The sequence below is a fragment of the Microbacterium sp. ABR10 genome, from assembly GCF_057812175.1.
Window position 1 is genome coordinate 707034 of sequence record NZ_CM173821.1, and the last position, 18824, is coordinate 725857.

The 18824-nt window shown below is 70.5% G+C and carries 22 protein-coding genes and 1 tRNA gene; 13 read left to right on the forward strand and 10 right to left on the reverse strand.

Going from position 1 to position 18824, the window contains the following annotated elements:
* The first annotated feature begins 8 nt into the window (after positions 1 to 8).
* The 4 genes from ACXKZF_RS03185 (at position 9) to ACXKZF_RS03200 (ending at position 4748) form a co-directional block, all read left to right on the forward strand.
* Entirely contained in the window at positions 9 to 878 is an 870-nt protein-coding gene (locus ACXKZF_RS03185) for an SURF1 family protein (protein WP_488985353.1), read from the forward strand.
* Between the two features lie 10 nt (positions 879 to 888).
* Positions 889 to 1410, forward strand: coding sequence for a DUF3817 domain-containing protein (locus ACXKZF_RS03190; RefSeq protein ID WP_055959033.1), 522 nt, complete (start codon positions 889 to 891; stop codon positions 1408 to 1410).
* Complete coding sequence (gene guaA / locus ACXKZF_RS03195) at positions 1407 to 2987, forward strand: glutamine-hydrolyzing GMP synthase (RefSeq protein ID WP_488985354.1); 1581 nt, start codon at positions 1407 to 1409, stop codon at positions 2985 to 2987. Before ACXKZF_RS03190 ends, guaA begins: the two co-directional genes overlap by 4 nt.
* A gap of 393 nt (positions 2988 to 3380) precedes the next feature.
* A complete protein-coding gene (locus tag ACXKZF_RS03200; RefSeq protein ID WP_488985355.1) occupies positions 3381 to 4748 on the forward strand; it encodes a glycosyltransferase in 1368 nt (455 codons plus the stop codon).
* 15 nt (positions 4749 to 4763) lie between these two features.
* Here the strand turns inward: ACXKZF_RS03200 and ACXKZF_RS03205 are convergent, their stop codons facing one another.
* Entirely contained in the window at positions 4764 to 5474 is a 711-nt protein-coding gene (locus ACXKZF_RS03205) for an MBL fold metallo-hydrolase (RefSeq protein ID WP_488985356.1), read from the reverse strand.
* Positions 5475 to 5547: 73 nt separating this feature from the next.
* On the opposite strand from ACXKZF_RS03205, the gene ACXKZF_RS03210 reads away from it, so the two are divergent.
* Positions 5548 to 6105 carry a TetR/AcrR family transcriptional regulator gene (locus ACXKZF_RS03210; protein ID WP_243222730.1) on the forward strand — a complete coding sequence of 186 codons (558 nt, stop codon included), beginning with the start codon at positions 5548 to 5550 and terminating at the stop codon, positions 6103 to 6105.
* On the opposite strand, the gene ligD is transcribed toward ACXKZF_RS03210, so the two are convergent.
* Both ligD and ACXKZF_RS03220 read right to left on the reverse strand, forming a co-directional pair.
* Positions 6072 to 7301 (reverse strand): non-homologous end-joining DNA ligase, encoded by a 1230-nt coding sequence (ligD, locus tag ACXKZF_RS03215; RefSeq protein ID WP_243222729.1) that lies wholly within the window; start codon positions 7299 to 7301, stop codon positions 6072 to 6074. The two genes, ACXKZF_RS03210 and ligD, sit on opposite strands and share 34 nt — an antisense overlap.
* A gap of 281 nt (positions 7302 to 7582) precedes the next feature.
* A complete protein-coding gene (locus ACXKZF_RS03220) occupies positions 7583 to 8452 on the reverse strand; it encodes a Bax inhibitor-1/YccA family protein (RefSeq protein WP_488985357.1) in 870 nt (289 codons plus the stop codon).
* 142 nt (positions 8453 to 8594) lie between these two features.
* Between ACXKZF_RS03220 and ACXKZF_RS03225 the strand changes: the two genes are divergently transcribed.
* From ACXKZF_RS03225 to ACXKZF_RS03240, 4 genes are all read left to right on the forward strand, one after another.
* Positions 8595 to 9584 carry a glycerophosphodiester phosphodiesterase family protein gene (locus ACXKZF_RS03225; RefSeq protein ID WP_488985358.1) on the forward strand — a complete coding sequence of 330 codons (990 nt, stop codon included), beginning with the start codon at positions 8595 to 8597 and terminating at the stop codon, positions 9582 to 9584.
* Between the two features lie 162 nt (positions 9585 to 9746).
* Positions 9747 to 10676 carry an NAD(P)/FAD-dependent oxidoreductase gene (locus ACXKZF_RS03230; RefSeq protein ID WP_488985359.1) on the forward strand — a complete coding sequence of 310 codons (930 nt, stop codon included), beginning with the start codon at positions 9747 to 9749 and terminating at the stop codon, positions 10674 to 10676.
* Between the two features lie 250 nt (positions 10677 to 10926).
* The gene (locus tag ACXKZF_RS03235) at positions 10927 to 12024 is read left to right on the forward strand and encodes an ABC transporter ATP-binding protein (protein WP_488985360.1); all 1098 of its coding nucleotides are present in this window, start codon (positions 10927 to 10929) and stop codon (positions 12022 to 12024) included.
* On the forward strand, positions 12021 to 13115 hold the full coding sequence (locus ACXKZF_RS03240; protein ID WP_488985361.1) for an ABC transporter permease: 1095 nt from the start codon (positions 12021 to 12023) through the stop codon (positions 13113 to 13115). The genes ACXKZF_RS03235 and ACXKZF_RS03240 overlap by 4 nt, the downstream gene beginning before the upstream one ends.
* A 103-nt stretch (positions 13116 to 13218) precedes the next feature.
* On the opposite strand, the gene ACXKZF_RS03245 is transcribed toward ACXKZF_RS03240, so the two are convergent.
* Complete coding sequence (locus tag ACXKZF_RS03245) at positions 13219 to 13410, reverse strand: hypothetical protein (protein WP_055959006.1); 192 nt, start codon at positions 13408 to 13410, stop codon at positions 13219 to 13221.
* Between the two features lie 197 nt (positions 13411 to 13607).
* Positions 13608 to 14603, reverse strand: a complete 996-nt coding sequence (locus tag ACXKZF_RS03250) for a GTP-binding protein (protein ID WP_488985362.1) — start codon at positions 14601 to 14603, stop codon at positions 13608 to 13610.
* Positions 14604 to 14682: 79 nt separating this feature from the next.
* Between ACXKZF_RS03250 and ykgO the strand changes: the two genes are divergently transcribed.
* The 3 genes from ykgO to ACXKZF_RS03265 all read left to right on the forward strand — a co-directional run bounded on the left by ykgO (position 14683) and on the right by ACXKZF_RS03265 (position 15498).
* On the forward strand, positions 14683 to 14805 hold the full coding sequence (ykgO, locus tag ACXKZF_RS03255; protein WP_055959003.1) for a type B 50S ribosomal protein L36: 123 nt from the start codon (positions 14683 to 14685) through the stop codon (positions 14803 to 14805).
* Between the two features lie 91 nt (positions 14806 to 14896).
* A complete protein-coding gene (locus ACXKZF_RS03260) occupies positions 14897 to 15205 on the forward strand; it encodes an ArsR/SmtB family transcription factor (protein ID WP_055959000.1) in 309 nt (102 codons plus the stop codon).
* Positions 15202 to 15498, forward strand: a complete 297-nt coding sequence (locus tag ACXKZF_RS03265) for a hypothetical protein (RefSeq protein ID WP_191926417.1) — start codon at positions 15202 to 15204, stop codon at positions 15496 to 15498. Before ACXKZF_RS03260 ends, ACXKZF_RS03265 begins: the two co-directional genes overlap by 4 nt.
* 136 nt (positions 15499 to 15634) lie before the next feature.
* Here the strand turns inward: ACXKZF_RS03265 and ACXKZF_RS03270 are convergent, their stop codons facing one another.
* The 5 genes from ACXKZF_RS03270 to ACXKZF_RS03290 form a co-directional block, all read right to left on the reverse strand.
* Positions 15635 to 15859, reverse strand: a complete 225-nt coding sequence (locus tag ACXKZF_RS03270; protein WP_488985363.1) for an RNA-binding S4 domain-containing protein — start codon at positions 15857 to 15859, stop codon at positions 15635 to 15637.
* Positions 15860 to 16056: 197 nt separating this feature from the next.
* Positions 16057 to 16132, reverse strand: a tRNA-Met gene (locus tag ACXKZF_RS03275).
* An 81-nt stretch (positions 16133 to 16213) separates the two neighbouring features.
* Positions 16214 to 16903, reverse strand: coding sequence for a GntR family transcriptional regulator (locus tag ACXKZF_RS03280; protein WP_488985364.1), 690 nt, complete (start codon positions 16901 to 16903; stop codon positions 16214 to 16216).
* Entirely contained in the window at positions 16884 to 17789 is a 906-nt protein-coding gene (locus tag ACXKZF_RS03285) for a DMT family transporter (protein ID WP_488985365.1), read from the reverse strand. Before ACXKZF_RS03285 ends, ACXKZF_RS03280 begins: the two co-directional genes overlap by 20 nt.
* Before the next feature lie 154 nt (positions 17790 to 17943).
* Positions 17944 to 18381: a MarR family winged helix-turn-helix transcriptional regulator gene (locus ACXKZF_RS03290; protein ID WP_055958986.1), complete on the reverse strand. Its 438-nt coding sequence runs from the start codon at positions 18379 to 18381 to the stop codon at positions 17944 to 17946.
* 54 nt (positions 18382 to 18435) lie between these two features.
* Here ACXKZF_RS03290 and ACXKZF_RS03295 point away from each other — a divergent pair, with 54 nt between their 5' ends.
* Positions 18436 to 18804, forward strand: a complete 369-nt coding sequence (locus ACXKZF_RS03295) for a VOC family protein (RefSeq protein WP_488985366.1) — start codon at positions 18436 to 18438, stop codon at positions 18802 to 18804.
* The last annotated feature ends 20 nt before the right edge of the window (positions 18805 to 18824 follow it).

Here is an 18824-nt window from a genome sequence, read left to right on the forward strand (position 1 = left end):
GGAACCGCATGACCTCCGCCCCCGCGACCGACCCGGCGCCGCCGCAGATCTTCCCGCCCACCCTGCGGGAGGTGATGCTGCGGCCCCGCTGGATCGCGCTGCTGGCGTTCTCGCTGATCGTGGCGGGCGTGCTCGCGTGGCTGGGGCAGTGGCAGCTGGGCCGCGCGGTCGACACCTCGCCGCCGGAGCCGGGCATGACCGAAGTCGTCCGTCCCCTCGCCGACGTCGTGAAGCCGGGCGACTACCTGCCCGAACCCCTCGTGGGTCAGCGGGTCACGGTGACGGGCACGTGGGTGGCATCCGACTTCATCGTCGTCTCCTCGCGCTTCAACGACGACGCCGAGGGGTACTGGGTCACCGGTCAGCTCCGCGTCGCCGGTGCCGCGGAACGCACCTCGGTCGCCGTCGCGACCGGCTGGACCCCGAGCCTCGAGCAGGCGGACGCCGCCGCCGCCGAACTCGAGCGGCAGGTCGAGGCCGATCCGACGGCCGTGGTCGAGGTCACCGGACGCCTGATCTCCGACGAGGGGCCGTCCCTGCCGCCGTCGGACGCCGACCCGTACACCCTCACACGCATGTCGCCCGCCATGCTGCTCGGCCGGTGGCACGACATCACCGATGTGAGCGTCTACCGGCAATACATCGCGTCGCAGACCGCCATCGGTCCGCTCGTCGACATCTCCTCGCCGGCTCCCGACGAGCGCTCGCGGGTCAACTGGCTGAACATCTTCTACGCCGCCGAGTGGGCCGTCTTCGCCGGTTTCGCGCTCTACCTCTGGTATCGCCTCGCTCGCGACGCGTGGGAGAAAGAGGTCGAAGACCTCGAAGACGAACAAGCCGAAGCTCTCGCGGCGGGGCCCCCAGCGTCTCGCGAGTAGACTGGCATCCATGCCCCGCGCCCCCAAGCTCGCCTCGTTCCCGGCGATCCGCGGAGCCCTGAAGTTCTACCAGATCTGCTCGATCATCACCGGTGTCGGCCTGCTGCTGCTGGTCGCCGAGATGATCCTGAAGTACACGCCCATTCACGTGGAGCTGTTCCTCGGTGGTTCCGGTGGCTTCCTGTGGTTCGCGGATGCCGTGCCCGGTCCCGACTGCCAGTGGTTCTCGCTCTTCGTGCCCGGCGGCAGCGGCTGCGAGATCCTGTCGACCGGAGACGGCGTCAACGTCTCGCTCGCGATCCTCGTCGCTCACGGCTGGTTCTACGTGGTCTACCTCTTCTCGTGCTTCCGCGTGTGGAGCCTCATGCGGTGGCCGTTCCGCCGCTTCGTGTTCCTCGCCCTCGGCGGCGTGGTGCCCTTCCTCTCCTTCATCCTCGAGGTGCGCACCGCCCGGAGCGTGCGCGCCTACCTCGCCGAGCGCGAAGCCGCCCAGGCCAGCGCTCCCGTTCCCACCCCGGAAGGCAACCGGTGACCGAACAGACCGAAACGTCCCAGCGCCCCGTCCTCGTCGTCGACTTCGGCGCCCAGTACGCGCAGCTCATCGCCCGCCGAGTGCGCGAAGCCGGCGTGTACAGCGAGATCGTGCCCCACACCGCCACGGCGGACGAGATCGCGGCGAAGAACCCCGTCGGCATCATCCTTTCGGGCGGCCCGTCGTCGGTGTACGAAGACGGCGCTCCCAGCCTCGACAGCGGCGTGTTCGATCTCGACGTGCCGACCCTGGGCATCTGCTACGGCTTCCAGGTCATGGCGAAGGCGCTCGGCGGCGAGGTCGCGAACACCGGCCTGCGCGAGTACGGAGCCACCGACGCCACGATCGTGACCGAGGGCACGCTGCTGCAGGGTCAGCCGGTCGATCAGAACGTGTGGATGAGCCACGGTGACCAGGTATCGCGCGCCCCCGACGGTTTCGAGGTCCTCGCGCGCACCGCGCACACGCCCGTCGCCGCCTTCGCGAGTGACGCACGCCGCATGTACGGCGTGCAGTGGCATCCCGAAGTGAAGCACTCCGACCACGGTCAGCACGTGATCGAGAACTTCCTGCACAAGGCCGCGGGCCTCCCCGCCGACTGGAACAGCGGCAACGTCATCGCCGAGCAGGTCGAGCGCATTCGCCAGCAGGTCGGCACTGGCCGTGTCATCTCGGCACTGTCGGGCGGTGTCGACTCCGCCGTCTCGACCGCTCTCGTCCACGAGGCCGTCGGCGACCAGCTGATCGCCGTCTTCGTCGATCATGGGCTCCTCCGCCAGGGCGAACGCGAGCAGGTCGAGAACGACTACGTCGCGTCCACCGGTGTGAAGCTCATCACCGTCGACGCGCGCGAGACGTTCCTGGACGCCCTCGCCGGTGTGAGCGACCCCGAGCAGAAGCGCAAGATCATCGGCCGCGAGTTCATCCGCGCGTTCGAGAAGGTGCAGGCCGACCTCGTCGCCGAAGCCGAGGCCGAGGGAGAGCAGGTGCGCTTCCTCGTGCAGGGCACCCTGTACCCCGACGTCGTGGAGTCCGGCGGCGGTGCCGGTACCGCGAACATCAAGAGCCATCACAACGTCGGGGGGCTCCCCGAAGACCTGCAGTTCGAGCTCGTCGAGCCGCTTCGCACCCTCTTCAAAGACGAGGTGCGCGCCATCGGCCGCGAGCTCGGCCTGCCCGAAGCGATCGTCGGCCGCCAGCCCTTTCCGGGGCCCGGCCTTGGCATCCGCATCGTGGGCGAGGTCACCGCTGACCGCCTCGAGATCCTGCGTGAGGCCGACGCCATCGCCCGCGCCGAGTTGACCAAGGCCGGCCTCGACAACGAGATCTGGCAGTGCCCCGTCGTGCTGCTCGCCGACGTGCGCTCCGTCGGCGTCCAGGGCGACGGCCGCACCTACGGCCACCCCATCGTGCTGCGCCCCGTCTCGAGCGAAGACGCGATGACCGCCGACTGGACGCGCCTGCCCTACGACGTGCTGTCGAAGATCTCGAACCGCATCACCAACGAGGTGCGCGACGTCAACCGCGTGGTGCTCGACGTGACGTCGAAGCCGCCGGGGACGATCGAATGGGAGTGAGCCGGGCTGTCGGTCGCGTCGTACGTCGCTGCTGACTCCCGGCTACGTGACACGCCCTCCTGAGTCGAGAGCGGGGCCCCTACCCCGATCGACTCAGGAGGGCGTGTCACTTCGCCTCGCGTCCGTGGCGGCGTGCGCGCTCCGCTTGCCCGGCCAGAGGTATGGGGTCGGGAGCGGGGCCCTACCCCGATCGACCCGGAGGCGATGCCCCTTCGCCGTCCGGTGTCATCGGCGCTCTGTCGTTGCGCTGAGGGCGGTCGGCGGGTTTGGGGTGGGATCGGCGCTCTGGGGCGGGCGAGACGCGCCCCGGACGGCGATATGCGCCCCGAACCGAGGCGGAGCTCATTCGCGGAGTGAGCGAGGGAGTGGGGGCGTGTGAGAGAGGATGGGGGCGTGAGCGACGCTGAGTTCCCCGACGCCTGGTATCTCATCCTCTCGAGCCGGCTCATCCCCGACCTCGACGGTGGGTACACGATCTCCGCGCTCGCGCGTGCGCGGCAAATGGCCGAGGCGGGTGCGCAGCCCCTCCTCCTGACGGTCGATCCGGGAGCCGTCGCCGCTCACGCCGCGCACCGGGCGACCTTCGTCGAGCGGGGGGCCGCAACGGCATCCGGGATCTTCCGCAACCTGTTCGACGAGGCCGTCGCGTCCGCGGGGGGAGCGGCCGACTGGCTGCGGGAAGCGGCCCATGACGGTCATGCGGATCCGTCGCTGGAGTACCGCGACGTCGCGGGCGGGGCGGTCTCGCTTCCCGTCGTCGTCGATCCCGACTGGCATCTCACGCGTGCACCGATCGTCATCCGCGACACCACGGGCGCGACCGTGGGCGTGGTCGACGGCTTCGGGGCGCTGTATCGTGCGTGGCTTTCGCGCATCGCGTCGGATCTCCGCGCCGAGAACGCCCGCCCGGTCGTGCTGATCTGCGAATCGCGGCAGCTCGGCGAGCTCCTCGTCGGGTGGGGTGACGACGACGTGCGCATCCTGCACACCGTGCACACGATCCACCTCGAACCGCCCTACCGGGCCGATTCCCCCCTCAACAGCCTGTGGTCGAGGTGGTTCGAGATCGCCTCTCGCTTCGACGCGGTGCTCTGGCCGACCGCCCACCAGCGCGACGATGTGCGCGAACGTTTCGGAACCGCGGCGAACGATCTCGTCGTCCCGCACGCCGTCGGTGCACCCGCCACGACGCAACCCGCAGCAGATCGCGACCCGGGCCGTGTGGTCGTGCTGGGGCGTCTCGCACCCGGCAAACGACTCGCCCAGGCCGTCCGTGCGTTCGGCCGCGTCCTCGCCGACGTTCCCGAGGCACGGCTCGAGCTCTGGGGGGAGGGTGCCCAGCGTGCCGAACTCGAGACGCTGATCGACGAGCTCGGGCTGAGCGAGGTGGTGTCGCTCCCCGGCCTCACGACCGAGCCGGGCGCTGTCCTCGACGGTGCGGCGGTCTACCTCACGACCTCGGCGTTCGAGGGGCAGGGTCTGGCGATGGCCGAGGCCCTCGCGCACGGCACGCCGGTCGTCGCCTGGGATATCCGCTACGGCCCGCGCGACATGCTCGCCCGAGGCGGTGGCATCCTGGTTCCCGACGGAGACGAAGACGCGCTGGCGGCAGCGCTGGTCACGATCCTCACCGCCTCCGACCTGCGCGAGCGCCTTTCGACCGAGGCGCTCGGGGCGGCGACGATCACGAGCCCCGCCCGAACGATGCAGGCCCTCGCCGCGGCCGCCGGCGAGGCCCTGTCTCGACCCCGTCGCCGCTGAGACCAGGGTGCGCTGTCAGCGGGCGGCGGCCCGCACGGCGTCGACCGCGGCGGCCGGTGAGCCGTGAAACGCCGGACCGTGCCCGGGGAGGACCCAGTCGGCATCCAGATGCGCCATGCGAGACAGTGACACCAGCGCTTCGGCGGGGTCATCGGTGAAGGGTGCGGGGCCCGGGCCCGTGCGGCCGGTCAACACGTGGCGCGTCGTCAGGGCGTCGCCGACGAACACGGCGCGTGAGATGGGCGAATGCACCGCGATGCTCCCGGGGGAGTGCCCGGGCATGCCGATCACGCGCGGGTGCCCGGGAAGGTCGAGAGTGTCGCCGTCGGTGACCTCGCGGACCTCGGTCAGCCATTGCGGACGCATTCCCTTGCGGACGCCGTAGGCCGCGAAGCTCAGCAGCGGACCGATACGCATCGGCCCCATCGCCGTCTTCGGTTTGTCGCCGCCCTGCGCCCGGCCGGCGTCGGCGGCGTGCACGAAGACGGGGATGCCGCGCTCTCGCCGGAGGCGCTCGGCGAAGCCGATGTGGTCGCTGTCGCCGTGGGTCAGGATCACGCCCCGGATGTCAGCGAGCGGTCGGCCGATGGCATCCAATTCCTGCGCGAGGTCGGCGTACATGCCCGGGAGGCCGGCGTCGACCAGGGTGATGCCGTCGGAGGTGACGATGAGGTAGGCGGCGACGATGTCGTTGCCGATGCGGTGGAGAGTGGGGGTGAGTCTCATGACGGACCTCTCGTGCTGATGGCTACGGGCTATAGCCATGATAGCTTAGAAACGTAGCCATGGAGGAATGATCATGCCGACTCCGGAGAGGACCTCGCTCGACGAGATCGTCGACGCCGCCGCTCGTCTGCTCGAGACGGGGGGCGCTCCCGCCGTGACGATGCAGGCTGTCGCCCAGGCGGTGGGGGTCAAGGCGCCCTCGCTCTACAAGCGCGTGCGCGATCGCGACGCGTTGCTGCGGCTCGTGGGTGCGGCCGCGGCAGATGACCTCGCTCGGCGGCTCGGGGCGGCATCCGACCGACTCGACGACCTCCTGCTCGTCTTTCGGCGGTTCGGCCGCGAGCGTCCCGAGGCGTTCCGGATGCTCTTCACGGCGGCCGTGGATGCCGATCGGCTCGCCGCGACGAGCGAGCCGGTGCTCCGCGCCACCGCAGCGGCGGTCGGCGAGGAGCACGCCCTCGACGCGGCACGATTGCTCACGGCGTGGGCGACGGGGTTCGTCACGATGGAGCTCGCCGGCGCCTTCCGTCTCGGAGGCGACCTCGACGATGCGTACCGGTACGGCATCGCCCACCTCGTCGGCTCCCTCTCTCCGGGTCAGGAACCGGAGCGGCCCGCCCAGGGGTCGTAGTCAGCGATCAGATCTTCCTGCGGTGGGCGTTCGGCATCCGGGACGTGCTGCAGGTTCACGCGCACGCGGTACCAGAGCGAACTCGAGCCGCGCATGCCGTCGACGAGCACGTCGGCCGGGTGCAGGGCGGCGGTGGCATCCGGATGCCGTTGCTTCCACGTCTCGAGAGCGTCGAGGGCCTCGGGCTTGGTCTTGGTGCGCGCGACCTCGATCAGGGGCATGGTCGAGGTGCGGCGACCGGATCCGTCGGAGCCGCGCGGAGGCTTCTCGGCGGGTCCGAGCTCCTTCGAGAGGGCGATGAGGGCGTCGAGGGAGCCGGCGGCGTCGTCGATGCCGGCGTGCGGGTCGCCGATGCTGCGGAAGCGCTCGGGCACGGTGAGTACGGTGAACTCCTCGGGGCGACGGTCGCGCACTTCGTCCCACGAGAGCGGTGTCGACACGCGGGCATCGGGGAGCGGACGGATCGAGTAGGCCGAGGCGACGGTGCGGTCCTTGGCGTTCTGGTTGAAGTCGACGAAGACGCTCTCGCCGCGCTCCTCCTTCCACCACCGGGCCGTCGCGAGTCCCGGCGCGCGGTTCTCGACCTCGCGGGCGAGAGTCTCGGCAGCCAGGCGCACGTCGGTGTAGTCCCATTCGGGGCGGATACGCACCAGGATGTGGAGCCCGCGAGACCCGGAGGTCTTCGGCCAGCCGACGAGACCGTGATCCTCGAGCACCTCGCGCGCGATGAACGCGACGTCGACGATCTGCGCCCAATCGACGCCGGGCATCGGGTCGAGGTCGACCCGCAACTCGTCGGGGTGGTCGAGGTCTTCGGCGCGCACGGGGTGCGGGTTGAGGTCGAGGCAGCCGAGGTTGACGACCCAGGCCAGGCCCGCGGCATCCCGGATCACCGCCTCTTCGGCGGAGGTGCCGGAGGCGTAGCGCAGGGTCGCGGTATCGATGAACGCGGGGTGATTGTCGGGGACGCGCTTTTGGAAGAACGGCTCCTGATCGAGTCCTTTTGAGAAGCGCTTCAGGACCATGGGCCGCCCGCCCGCCCCGCGCAGAGCCCCCTCGGCGACCGAGAGGTAGTACCGCACGAGGTCGAGCTTGGTCAGGCCCGGCTCGGGGAAGACGACGCGGTCGGGGCTGGTGACGCGCACCTCGTGGCCGTCGACGTCGAGGATCTCGGGGGGAGTCTTCGCGGGGCTCATGTCGCGAGGCTAGCGCCGTGGCATCCGGTGTCGCGCACCCCTTGCGGTGGGCGGGGCGGGGGTTCCCGGGGGTGGGTGCCCAGGACGCGCCGTCGTACGGGGGCGCGGTGTGCTGTTGATTGTCCAGGACACGCCGTTGCGTGCGGGGCAGTGCGGAGTGTTGTGGACGCTCAATTCTTTTCGAGGAGGCGCGGAGGCGGGCACACGGGAGCCGCGGCGGCATTGTGGCGACAACGAAGGGCCGCCCCGAAACGGGACGGCCCTTCGAGCGGATCGGTGCGTCAGTTGTTGCCGCGGATGATCGCGATCATGCGCAGGATCTCGACGTACAGCCAGACGACGGTGACCATGATGCCGAAGGCTCCGACCCAGCCGTAGACGCGGGGGGCGCCGTTGCGCACTCCGCGCTGGATCTGGTCGAAGTCGAGCACCAGCGAGTAGGCGGCCATGATCACGACGAGCACGCCGAGGATCAGACCGATCGGGATGCCGGCGATCGTGGCGCTGCGCAGACCGAAGGCCATCCCGTCGGGAAGCACGCCGAACAGCATCAGACCGACGTTCAACAGGCTGAAGACGAGGTAGCCGACCATCGCGATCATGAAGATCTTGGTCGCGCGCTTCGAGGCGCGGATCTTGCCGCTGGCGAAGAGAGCGAGGGTCACACCGACGACCGACAGCGTCGCGAGAGTGGCCTGCACGACGATGCCGGGGAGCTGGAACTCGAAGAACGCCGAGATGCCGCCGATGAACAGACCCTCGAACGCCGCGTAGGCGATGAAGACGGGGACCGAGGGCTTCTTCTTGAACGTCGCGACCATCGCGAGCACGAAGCCGACCAGGCCACCGATGAGCATCGGGGCGACGCTGGGACGCGGGTTGGCGGCGGTGACGCCGCTCATCGTCCAGATCCAGCCGACGACGGCGGTCACGACGAGGATGCCGAAGAGGCCCAGCGTCTTCATGACGGTGTCTTCGACCGTCATGCGGCCGGTGTCGACGGCGCTCGCAGACGGAGCCGCGTATGCGCCTTCGATCGTTGCGGCGGCGGCGGGATCGACGGCCGGGGGCGGGCTGTAGCGCGTGTTGACGCCACCGGCTCGAGGGTCCTGGAACGCCGGGTTGTTGAATGCCGGGTTGTTGAGGGCCACGGGAACTCACACTCCAAAGATGGTGATCACAGCACCGTGCTGTCAGACAACACTAGCTGAGGTGCGTGTCTGATTCCTTGGGGTGACTGGGATTCTGCTATGAGCGACACGGCCGTTCACCGGCGACTCGTACGCTGCCCGAGTGCCCCTCATCATCGGTCATCGCGGCGCTCCGGGGTATCTGCCGGAGCATTCTCGCGGCTCGTATCAGCGCGCGATCTCGATCGGAGTGGATGCCATCGAGCCCGACGTCGTCCCCTCGCGCGACGGCGTCCTCGTCGTGCGCCATGAGAACGAGATCGGGTCGACGACCGATGTCGCCACGCGACCCGAGTTCGCCGACCGGCGCGCGTCGAAGGTCGTCGACGGCGAGCGTCTGACCGGGTGGTTCACCGAGGATTTCACCTGGGATGAACTGCGGACGCTCCGGTGTCGCGAGCGCATCCCCGTACTACGGCCCGACAGCGCCGCCCACGACGACACCGAGCCCGTCCTCCGGCTGCGCGACGTGCTCGACCTTGCGCGCGCGGGCGGTGTGGGGGTCGTCCTCGAGATCAAGCATGCGGCGTCGTTCGCCCGGTTGGGCTTCGACATGGCGGAGCTCGTGGACGCGGAGCTTCGCGAGGCGGGATGGGCGGATGCCGCGGACGACCTCGTCATCGAGTCCTTCGAGCCGCTGGTGCTCTCTCGGCTGCGGGGTCGCGGCATCCGGGTCCCTCTCGTGCAGCTCATCGACAGCGAGGGAGCGGCGTGGGACCTACGCGAGCGAGACGGCGGGGAGGCGGCGACCTACGCCTCGATGCTCACGCCGTTCGGGCTCGACGCGCTCGCCGCGCAGGTCGACGGGATCAGCCCCGACAAGCGACTCGTGCTGGCGCCCGACGGTGAGGGACGCGTTCGCGGACCCGCGCGATTCGTCGCCGAGGCGAAGGACCGCGGCCTGACGGTCTTCACCTGGACGTGTCGGCCCGAGAACATCTTCCTGCTCCCGGGGTACCGCCTCCCCGGCGGTGACGGTGCATTCGGCGACTACCGCCGCGAGTGGTCCGTGCTGCGCGACGCGGAGCTCGACGGGGTGTTCGTGGATCATCCCGATCTGGGGGTCGATTTCTTCGGGTCTGGTCGAGGCTGACCGGCGGTTCGCAGCAGCCCGGGCCGAACTCCGGAGTGTCGGGCGTTAGCGGAGCGCCTCGAGGCACGGGGCGGGGGCTGGGTGTTCGGAGCGATCGGCGGGGTTCGGTGACCGCGGCGCAACCCCGACGCTCGCCGGGGACGACCGCGCGAAGATGACCCCATGACGGTGGACGTGACGGTGGTCGGCGGGGGAATCTCGGGACTCGCGTGCGCGCGGGCGGTGCAGGATGCCGGGCGCTCGGTGCGAGTGCTCGATCGCGGTCGGCGTGTGGGCGGCCGCCTGTCGAGCCGCACGATCGACGGCCGGCCGGTCGACCTCGGGGCGTCGTACTTCGTGGTGGGCGAGGCCGCGGACTTCGGACATGTCGTCGCCGACTGGGAGGAGCGGGAGCTCGCCCGCCCCTGGACGGACACGTTCCAGGTGATCGACGCCGAAGGCGGGCGGACGCCCAAACCCGGACCGATGCGATGGGCGGCCCCCCTCGGTCTGCGTACGCTCGCCCTGGATCTTGCCGAGGGTCTCGACGTCGAATCCGAGCGGACCGTCGAGCAGGTGAGACCGTACCGGATCGACGGTGAGGAGGCAGGCGAGGTCGTGCTCGCGATGCCCGCCCCGCAGGCCGCCCGCCTGACCGGCGAGGTCCCCGGCGGTCCGCAGGAGTGGGAGCCGGTCATCGCGGTCGTGCTGCGGTGGGACGAGCGGCAGTGGGATGCCGACCTGCACGGTGCCTTCGCCGACGGCGACGCCGACGTGTCGTTCATCGCCGACGACGGCGACCGCCGTGGAGACGGAGCCCCCGTGCTCGTCGTGCACACCACGGCCGACCGCGCGCGTCGGCATCTCGACGACCCGGATGCCGCGATCGCGCCGGTGCTGGCAGCGACCCGTCGCCTGCTGCGAATCGACGCTGATCCCATCAGCACGCACGCTCATCGCTGGACCTTCGCGCGGCCGACGCAGGCGACGGGACGGCCGTTCTTCCGGTCGCCCGGGCTGTCCGCCTGCGGGGACGCGTGGGGCGAGAGCGCGGCCGTCCGCACGGCGTGGACGTCGGGCGACGCGCTGGGGCGGGCGCTCGCGGCATCCTGAGATCCGGCGCCCGCTCCGACCTCGATCGCCTACGGCCGGCCGCCGCGTACGCCCGGCGTCGGCTCTCGGACGAGGATGTCGTCGCGCGTCTCTCGGACGAGGATGTCGTCGCGCGTCGACGACCGCCGACACGCGCGGGCGTCAGCGCCGACCGATAGGTGATCGAGCCGCGGAACCGCCTGCGGATCCCGCATTGCCGACCGGGGCGGGGCCGGATGCCGTGTCGGAGGCCCCCTCTAGGGTGGGGCGCATGGATGCCGGTATCGATGTCGCGGGAGTCAAACGGTCCTTCGGTGCGGTCCACGCCGTGCGCGAGGTCACCTTCACCGCGGCACCCGGACGGGTGACGGGGCTGGTCGGCCCGAACGGCTCGGGCAAGACGACGCTCATGCTCATGCTCGCGTCGCTGCTGCAGCCCGACGCGGGGCGTCTGAGTCTTGGCGGCGTCGATCCCGTGGCCGACCCGGCCGGGGTGAGGCGGCTCCTCGGATGGATGCCGGACTCCCTCGGCGCCTGGCCCAGCCTCACCGCGCGCGAGGTGTTGGTGGCCACCGCGCAGCTCTACGATCTCTCGCGCGATGCGGCGCGTGCGCGCGCCGACGAGCTGCTCGCGCTCGTCGACCTGAGCGCGCTTGCCGGGTCGCCGGCCCGCGTGCTGTCCCGCGGGCAGAAGCAGCGCCTCGCCCTCGCGCGAGCGCTCGTCCACGACCCCCGCGTACTGCTTCTCGACGAGCCGGCGTCGGGTCTCGATCCTCAGGCGCGCATCGCCCTGCGCGTGCTGCTGAGACGTCTCGCGGCCGAGGGGCGCACCATCCTCATCTCCAGCCATGTGCTCTCGGAACTCGAGGAGGTCGTCGACGACGCGGTCTTCCTCGTCGACGGACGCACGGTGGGTGGCGACCGCGTCGCTGCAGCGGCCCGCCGCGTGCGGGCATGGCGCGTACGCGTGCCCGTCGATGTCTCCCGACCGACGGATGCGGTGCGTCTCGACGTCGCGGCCGCGCTCGGGCGCACGGGCGATGAGGTGCGTATCGACCGGCGCGACGTCCTCGTGCCGTTCTCCGACGAGGCCGGTGCGGTTGCCGGGCTCCGGGCGCTGATCAGCGCGGGGCTCCCCGTCGTCGAGTTCGCCCCCGCGGTCGGTGACCTCGAGCACGCCTTCCTCGACCTGGGGTCGACGCCGGCGGGCCCGGCGTCGCCCGGGGCTGCCACGCAGCCGCTGCCCCCGTCTTCCGATGTGCCACCAGGGATGACGTCGCCACCGGAGCCGGCGCCCCCGTCGTCCGAGGTCCCACCGCGACCTACGTCGCCGCCCGCGAACCGTCCCGGCGACGGGAGCGTCGCATGAACCTTCACCGCCTTCGCACGATCATCGGGATCGAGCTGCGCCAGCGCGCGAGATCCGTCGCGTGGTACGTCTTGCTCGGCGTCTTCGCCGTCATCCTGATCGGTCTGCTCGTGCTTTCGTTCGCGTCGTTCGCGCTGTGGACGGGCGGCAACGAGTGGTTCTTCTCGATCGTCATCATGCTGGTGCTGCTGCTCGTCCTGCTGGTGTCGCCGACGCTGAGCGGCAGCGCCGTCAACGGCGATCGGGATGCCGCCACCCTCGCGCCCGTGCAGGTCACTCTTGCGACCACCACCGAGATCGTCGTCGGCAAATTCCTCGCAGCCTGGATCTCAGGCCTGGCGTTCCTGGTGGTCGCGCTGCCCTTCTTGCTCGTGGCGACGTTCGCCGGCGAGTTGAACCCCCTCGTGATCATCAGCTCGTTGGCGATTCTGGTGATCGAGGTGGGTATCGTCGCGGCGATCGGCGTCGGGCTGAGTGCCATCGTCGCCCGCTCGCTCTTCTCGGTCGCGAGCACGTACCTCATCATCTCCGCCCTGACGATCGGCACCCTCCTGGCGTTCGGGCTGGGGGCGACGGCTCTGCGCACGACGCAGGAGACGGTGACGCGCGACTACGACGTCAGCACCGTCCCGCCAGGGTGCGACCCGTACGGTCCGGTCGGCGCGGAAGGATGCCCACCGATCAATGAGCTCGGGTGCACGGAGTCGAGCTCTCTCGGCGACGTGCCGCGGTTCGACCGGGTGTGGTGGCTGCTCGCGGCGAATCCGTTCGTCATCCTGGCTGACGCGACACCGCCGACGTACGACGACGGCTACGGTGCGCCGAGCGACCTGTTCTCGCAGATCGCCTACGGGGTTCGAATGGCCCAGATTCCTCCCGAGCCTCAGCGCGTGTACGACTATTGCGCGCAGTACTACCAGGAGGAGCAGCCGCCGTATGAGACGCCCGAGCAGCAGATCGAGGGGACGACCCCGAGCTGGTTCGTCGGTCTGCTCGCGCAGGCGGTGCTCGCCGTCGGGCTGATGGTCTGGGGAATCGCCCGCACCCGCACCCCCGCGAAGCGTTTGCCGCCGGGCACGCGCATCGCGTAGCAACGGTCGCTCGCGGTGTTGCGCTACCCCGCTCGGCGGCGCTCGGTCAGCGCGAGAAGGCGCGAATCGGGCGCCGTTCCGCGCAGACCGGGGTTCGGAGCGGTCAGGCGTGTCCCTCGGCGGCGGGGAAGCCGGGGTCGGGTTCGAGCACGTCACCGGTGTGGTCGTCGAGGGTCGTGTGCTCTTCGGCCTGGGCGGCGTCTTCGCGGACCTCGTCCGTCACGGCATCGGTGGGGGCGGCGGAATCGGCGCGGGCGTCATCGGAGTGGCGGGTCGGGATGTCAGGAGTGCTCATGCGCCTACCGTGCCGCCTCGGCCGCGCGCGGTCGACCCGCTTGACATCGCGCCGGGTCGCGGCGCCCTCGGCGTGGGTCGTGGTCCGCGTCGTGCGCGGTCGCCGCGCGGTGCGGGGTGCGTTCGGCGCTTCGGGGCGCGATTCGTCCGCCCCAAACCGCGATACCCGCCCCAAAACCGCGCCGCCGACCGCCGCGGTCAGTCGGTGGCATCCGGGATCGACGAGTCCACCGCGGGCCAGGCCGGGAGCGGGTCGGCGAAAGCCACCCACGCCGCGGGTCCTGCGGCCAGCTCGTCATCGGTCAGCGCGGCCAGATCGAGCAGGTGCGCGAGCTTCGGAGCCGACAGGTCGAGGCCGGTGAAGACGAGCTCCTGGCCCATACCCATGCGTCCGTCGTCCGTTCCGAGCGGCTCGATCCATATGGCCGATCCGACGTGTTCCCACCGGGCGAGGATGCCGGGACGCGACGCCAGCCGACAGAATCCGGCCGAGCGCACGAGGCGTCCGGCGGCGCCGTCGTCGAGACGGTCGAGCGTGGCCGACAGGCGTGCGGGGTGGAAGGGGCGCAACTGCTCGTAGTGCAACGTCATGACGCGGTTGTCGCGCATGTACGGGTCATGCTGGCCGTTCAGCGCGTGCACCCAGCCGGCGCGCTCGAGGATCTCTCCGGAGTGCACGGCTTCCGACCGCAGGTCGCTGACCGGGTCGCGCGAGAGCCTCACGACGGCGGTCGGGTTGAGGTGAGACGCGAGGGCCATCTGGACGGCGAGCGCCGCGGTCGGCACCTGTTCCCAGTTGATCCAGACGATCCGTGTCGCCAGCTCCAGCGCGAGCGCGGCCTGCCGTGCCCGCGCTCCCACGTCTCCGCGCGGATCGCCAGAGCGAACGGATGCCACGAGCGGGGCATCGTCGAGAAGGTCGCCGATCATGTGACGGGCGTCCACCACGCAGACCGCTTCGACCTCGATGCCGCCGCGCGCACCGATCGCGTGGACGAGGTCGACATCGCTCCCCAGGTCGACGACGGCGGTCTCCGTCTCGGCGCGCGTGCGGGGGTGGGGGAGCGCGTGCGGGGAGCGAAGGTCGGCCAACCGCAAGAGGTGCAGGGGGCGGTCGAGCGCGACGGCGGTGCGCTCGGCGTAGGCACGGCGTTCGGGGGCGCAGACGCCCAGGACGGCGATGGTGCGACTCATGGCATCCACCTCTCGTTTGTCAGGGAGCTTCCGACACCCTACCGTGTTGATGAGAACGATTATCAACAAGGAGGATGTCATGAAGGTTCGCGCATCGATCGCGTCGCTGAAGAAGCAACCGGGAGCGCAGGTGGTGCGCCGCCGCGGCAAGGTGTTCGTCATCAACAAACTCAATCCGCGGTTCAAGGGGCGGCAAGGGTGACTGCCGCGCGGTCTCGATAACGCGAACGAGAACCGTTCCCGGTTGCGTGAACACATTGCAATCTCTGCATGTGTGTGGTCTCGTGGATGCCGTGGACAAGATCGCCGGGCTCGACGAGGCCGCCGAGTTGTTCAAGGTTCTCGGCAACGAGTCGCGTCTCGCGCTCGTGTGGCTGCTGAGCCGTGAACCGCTCACCGTCGGCGCGCTCGCCGACCGGGCCGGATTGTCGCAACCGCTGGTGTCGCAACACCTGCGCACCCTGCGGCAGGCGGGTCTGGTGAGCTCGGAACGCGAGGGGAAAGAGATCCGTTACGCCCTCGCCGACCAGCACGTCGCGCACGTCGTGCTCGACGCGATCGCCCACGTCCAGGAACCGAACGACCAGGGGAACGAACAATGAGCACCGCTGAGACCCACGCCGAGCACTCCGTCGACGAGCACGCCCACGGCGACGACTGCGGCCACCAGAAGATCGAGCACGGCGACCACATCGACTACGTGCACGGCACCCACCACCACGCCCTGCACGGCGACCACTACGACGAGCACGAGTCCAAGGCCGAGCACGGGGTCGACGAGCATCGCCACGGCGACGACTGCGGGCACGAGAAGGTCGTGCACGACGACCACGCCGACTACGTGCACGACGGCCACCGCCACGCGCTGCACACCGATCACTACGACGAGCACTGAGGCGTCACGGCATCGGCGCGTCACGAGCGCGGGGTGCCGGGTCGGGGGTCCGCTTCTCTTTCAGGGAGGCGGGCCCTTCGTCATGCGGGGGTATCGGCGCGCGCGTGAGGCGACCGACCGGTGCGGACGCGCGGGACTAGACCTGCACGCGGAAGGAACGCCCCTCGAACGTCACGACGTCGCCGACCTGCAGCTGCCGCCCACGTCGGCGGTCGATCTCACCGTTGACCTGGACGTAGCCGTCGATGATCGCCTCCTTGACATCTCCTCCGGAGTCAAGGACTCCGGCGAACTTCAGGAACGCACCGAGGCGAATGCCCTCGGTCCCGATGAGGACATCCTGGGGCGTGGGGGAGGTCATGCCTCCAGCATGGCAGCAGTCAGGCGACCGGCGAGGGGCCGGATGGCTACCCGCACCAGGCCGGTCGACCTCGAGGCCGGTCCTGCCGCACACCTATCCGGTGGAGCGCCGCGCGACGTGCGTAAGAGCGTCTGGCTGAGCGTGGTTGAGAAGTCGCGAACGAGCCGTGGCCGGACCGACGGGGTGTACCCGAGAAGTGGACGCGACGGCGGGAGTCGAACCCGCCACGCCTTCGGTTATGAGCCGAGGCCCGGGACCGCCCGGATCGCCGCGATGTGCCCCCACGCTAACCCCGGTCGCGAGAGCGGTGCGCGGCCGTTGCGAGAAGTGACGCGATGTGTCGTCGTGTGGCGCTCAGCGCCCTCGCCGACCGTCGATGATCGCCCGAGTCGAGTGCTCGAGATGCGCCCGCACGGCGTGTTCGGGGTCGGCCAGCGCCTCGTCCACATACGCGCGATGCTCAGCCGTCAGCGCACCGCTGGCGTAGGCGGGTCGCACGTGCGTCAACAGCAGGTGCATCTCGGAGTCGAGGCGCCGGTACTCCTCCGCGATCCGCGGAGACCCCGCCGCGGCGACGAGCGCAAGGTGCACGCGTGCGTGCGCGGCGAGCGTGGCGGGCCAGTCGCCCGAGGCTTCGGCGGTGGCGAGGTCGTCGAGCGCCTCATCGACGTCGGAGGGTCGGATGCCGCGGTCGCGAACGATCCGCAGCGCTTCGGTCTCGAGCGCACACCGCAGTTGCTGCAGGGCGACGAGCGCATCGTCGTCGAGCAGCGAGACCCGCACGCCGCGATAGGGCTCGGCGGTCACGAGGCGCTCGGCTGCGAGACGCGTCAACGCCGTGCGGGCGGTGTGACGGGAGACGCCGTGGGCGGCGCTGAGTTCCTCCTCGCGCAGCGGGGTGCCGGGGGCGAGGTCTCCGGAGAGGATGCCGGCGCGCACGGCGTCGGCGACGAGATCGGCCGCCCGGGGGCCGGGGGAGTCCGCGGTGGCGCGGCCGGGCGTCGCCGCGGCGCGGGCGGAGGTGTCACGCGCGGGCAGTGGCATCCGGAACCTCCTCGCGACGACGTGACGGAACGGACACCACGGCGAGGCCGACCGCGATGAGCGCGAGGCCGACGGCTCCCATCGGGGTGAGCTGCTCGTGCAGCACGAACAGCCCGAGCAGCGTCGCCGCGAGGGGCTCGGCGAGCGTCAGGGTCGAGACCGTGACGGCGGTCAGCCGTGCGAGCCCCCAGCCGAACAGCAAGTAGGCAATCGTCGTCGTGACCACTCCGAGCCAGAGCGCGAGCGCGAGGCCGTTGGGGGTGAGCAGCCAAGAGGACCCGGCTACCAGCAGCACCGGTAGGCTCGCCACCGCGGCGACACCGAAGACCGTGCCCATGACGCGGGTGGAGTCCCACCCCCTTTCGATCAGCGCCTTGCCGCACACCGTATAGAGGGCGTACGACATTCCCGCGCCCGCCGAGGCGAGGAGGCCGCCCGGAGCGAGCGCGATCGAGCCGCCAGTGACTCCTGACACCAGCACGACACCGGCGAGGGCGATGGCGGTGGCGAGCATCCAGCGCGGCGAGGGGACGCGACGCAGGCGGACGGCATCCACGATTCCGGTGGCGATCGGCGCGGAACCGAGCGCGACGACCGTGCCGATGGCCACGCCGTTCTCGCGCGTGCCGAGGAAGAACAGGGGTTGGTACGCGAGCACGCCGATCGCTCCGAGGGCGACGAGTCCGCTGACGGATCCGCGCATCACCTGCAGCGGGGGAGTCGGCGCGCGACGCAGAAGGGCGACGAGACCCAGGATGCCGCCGCCCACGACGATCCGCGCGGCACCGACGGCGACGGGGGAGGCGTCGACGCCCGCCAGCGCCTGCGCCGTCCCGGTGGTCGAGAAGCACAGGGCCGCGGCGAGGACGGCGAGGGCGGGGAACATGAGTGGATTGTTACACAATCGGACGCCGAGGTGCCGGTGGACGCCGTGCACAACGGCGGCGGCGAGGAGGACGCGCCGAGCCGGGGCGGGCTGTACCGGCGTGTCGGTGAATCGCCCCGCCGTTGTGCGCGGCGGCACCCGAGTCGGGCCAGGATCAGCCGCGGAGCGCCTGCACCATCGAACGCAGGGCGTGCAGGGCGGCGGCCTGCTCGGCATCCGTCATTCCGTTGAGCATGCGCTTCTCCACCGAACGGACGGCGGCGCTCGCCGCCTCGAGCGACTGCCGCCCCTTCGCGGTCAGGCGGGTCGGGAGAGCCTTGCCGACGGGCGCCGCGTCGGGCCGCTCGACGATGCCGTCGCGTTCGAGCGACTGGAGCAGCACGTTCATCGACTGGCGCGTGACGAAGGCGCCGCGCGCCAGGTCGGAGTTCGACAGGCCGGGACGCTGAGCGAGGAGTTCCAGACAGGAGTAGTGCGTGATCGTCATGCCCAGCGGTCGCAGGACGTCTTCCATCGCCGCGCGCAGAGCGCTCGCCGCCTCTTTCAGGAGGTAGCCGAGCGACGTGTCCAGATCGATTGCCTCTTGCGCCATGTCAGTATTCTGACATATCCTATGTGTCAGATAACTGACACAGAGGAGCATGACATGCCCGTCACCGGACCCGACTTCATCTCGCTGCAGGTGCGCGACCTCGCCGCCTCCCACGCGTTCTACGCGCAGTACCTCGGCCTGCGACGGTCGCCCGCCGGTCCGCCCCACGCCGTCGTCTTCGACACCGCTCCGATCGCCTTCGCGCTGCGCGACCTCGCCCCGGGGACCGACCTCACGGGCGTCGATCAGCCCGGTATCGGTGCGGCCGTCTGGCTCCATGCCACCGACGTGCAGCAGATCCACGACGCGCTCGTCGCCGACGGGCACCGCATCGTCGTGGCGCCCATCGACGGGCCCTTCGGCCGGACCTTCACCTTCGCCGACCCCGACGGCTACCACGTGACCCTTCACGACAAGGCCTGAGCGCACTCGTTCGAGACCCG

Coding starts and splice junctions, on each gene's coding strand:
- ACXKZF_RS03185 (WP_488985353.1), top strand. CDS start 9: ATGACCTCCGCCCCCGCGACCGACCCGGCGCCGCCGCAGATCTTCCCG.
- ACXKZF_RS03190 (WP_055959033.1), top strand. CDS start 889: ATGCCCCGCGCCCCCAAGCTCGCCTCGTTCCCGGCGATCCGCGGAGCC.
- ACXKZF_RS03205 (WP_488985356.1), bottom strand. CDS start 5,474: ATGAGACTCACCCCCACTCTCCACCGCATCGGCAACGACATCGTCGCC.
- ACXKZF_RS03210 (WP_243222730.1), top strand. CDS start 5,548: ATGCCGACTCCGGAGAGGACCTCGCTCGACGAGATCGTCGACGCCGCC.
- ligD (WP_243222729.1), bottom strand. CDS start 7,301: ATGAGCCCCGCGAAGACTCCCCCCGAGATCCTCGACGTCGACGGCCAC.
- ACXKZF_RS03230 (WP_488985359.1), top strand. CDS start 9,747: ATGACGGTGGACGTGACGGTGGTCGGCGGGGGAATCTCGGGACTCGCG.
- ACXKZF_RS03235 (WP_488985360.1), top strand. CDS start 10,927: ATGGATGCCGGTATCGATGTCGCGGGAGTCAAACGGTCCTTCGGTGCG.
- ACXKZF_RS03240 (WP_488985361.1), top strand. CDS start 12,021: ATGAACCTTCACCGCCTTCGCACGATCATCGGGATCGAGCTGCGCCAG.
- ACXKZF_RS03245 (WP_055959006.1), bottom strand. CDS start 13,410: ATGAGCACTCCTGACATCCCGACCCGCCACTCCGATGACGCCCGCGCC.
- ACXKZF_RS03250 (WP_488985362.1), bottom strand. CDS start 14,603: ATGAGTCGCACCATCGCCGTCCTGGGCGTCTGCGCCCCCGAACGCCGT.
- ykgO (WP_055959003.1), top strand. CDS start 14,683: ATGAAGGTTCGCGCATCGATCGCGTCGCTGAAGAAGCAACCGGGAGCG.
- ACXKZF_RS03265 (WP_191926417.1), top strand. CDS start 15,202: ATGAGCACCGCTGAGACCCACGCCGAGCACTCCGTCGACGAGCACGCC.
- ACXKZF_RS03270 (WP_488985363.1), bottom strand. CDS start 15,859: ATGACCTCCCCCACGCCCCAGGATGTCCTCATCGGGACCGAGGGCATT.
- ACXKZF_RS03280 (WP_488985364.1), bottom strand. CDS start 16,903: ATGCCACTGCCCGCGCGTGACACCTCCGCCCGCGCCGCGGCGACGCCC.
- ACXKZF_RS03285 (WP_488985365.1), bottom strand. CDS start 17,789: ATGTTCCCCGCCCTCGCCGTCCTCGCCGCGGCCCTGTGCTTCTCGACC.
- ACXKZF_RS03290 (WP_055958986.1), bottom strand. CDS start 18,381: ATGGCGCAAGAGGCAATCGATCTGGACACGTCGCTCGGCTACCTCCTG.
- ACXKZF_RS03295 (WP_488985366.1), top strand. CDS start 18,436: ATGCCCGTCACCGGACCCGACTTCATCTCGCTGCAGGTGCGCGACCTC.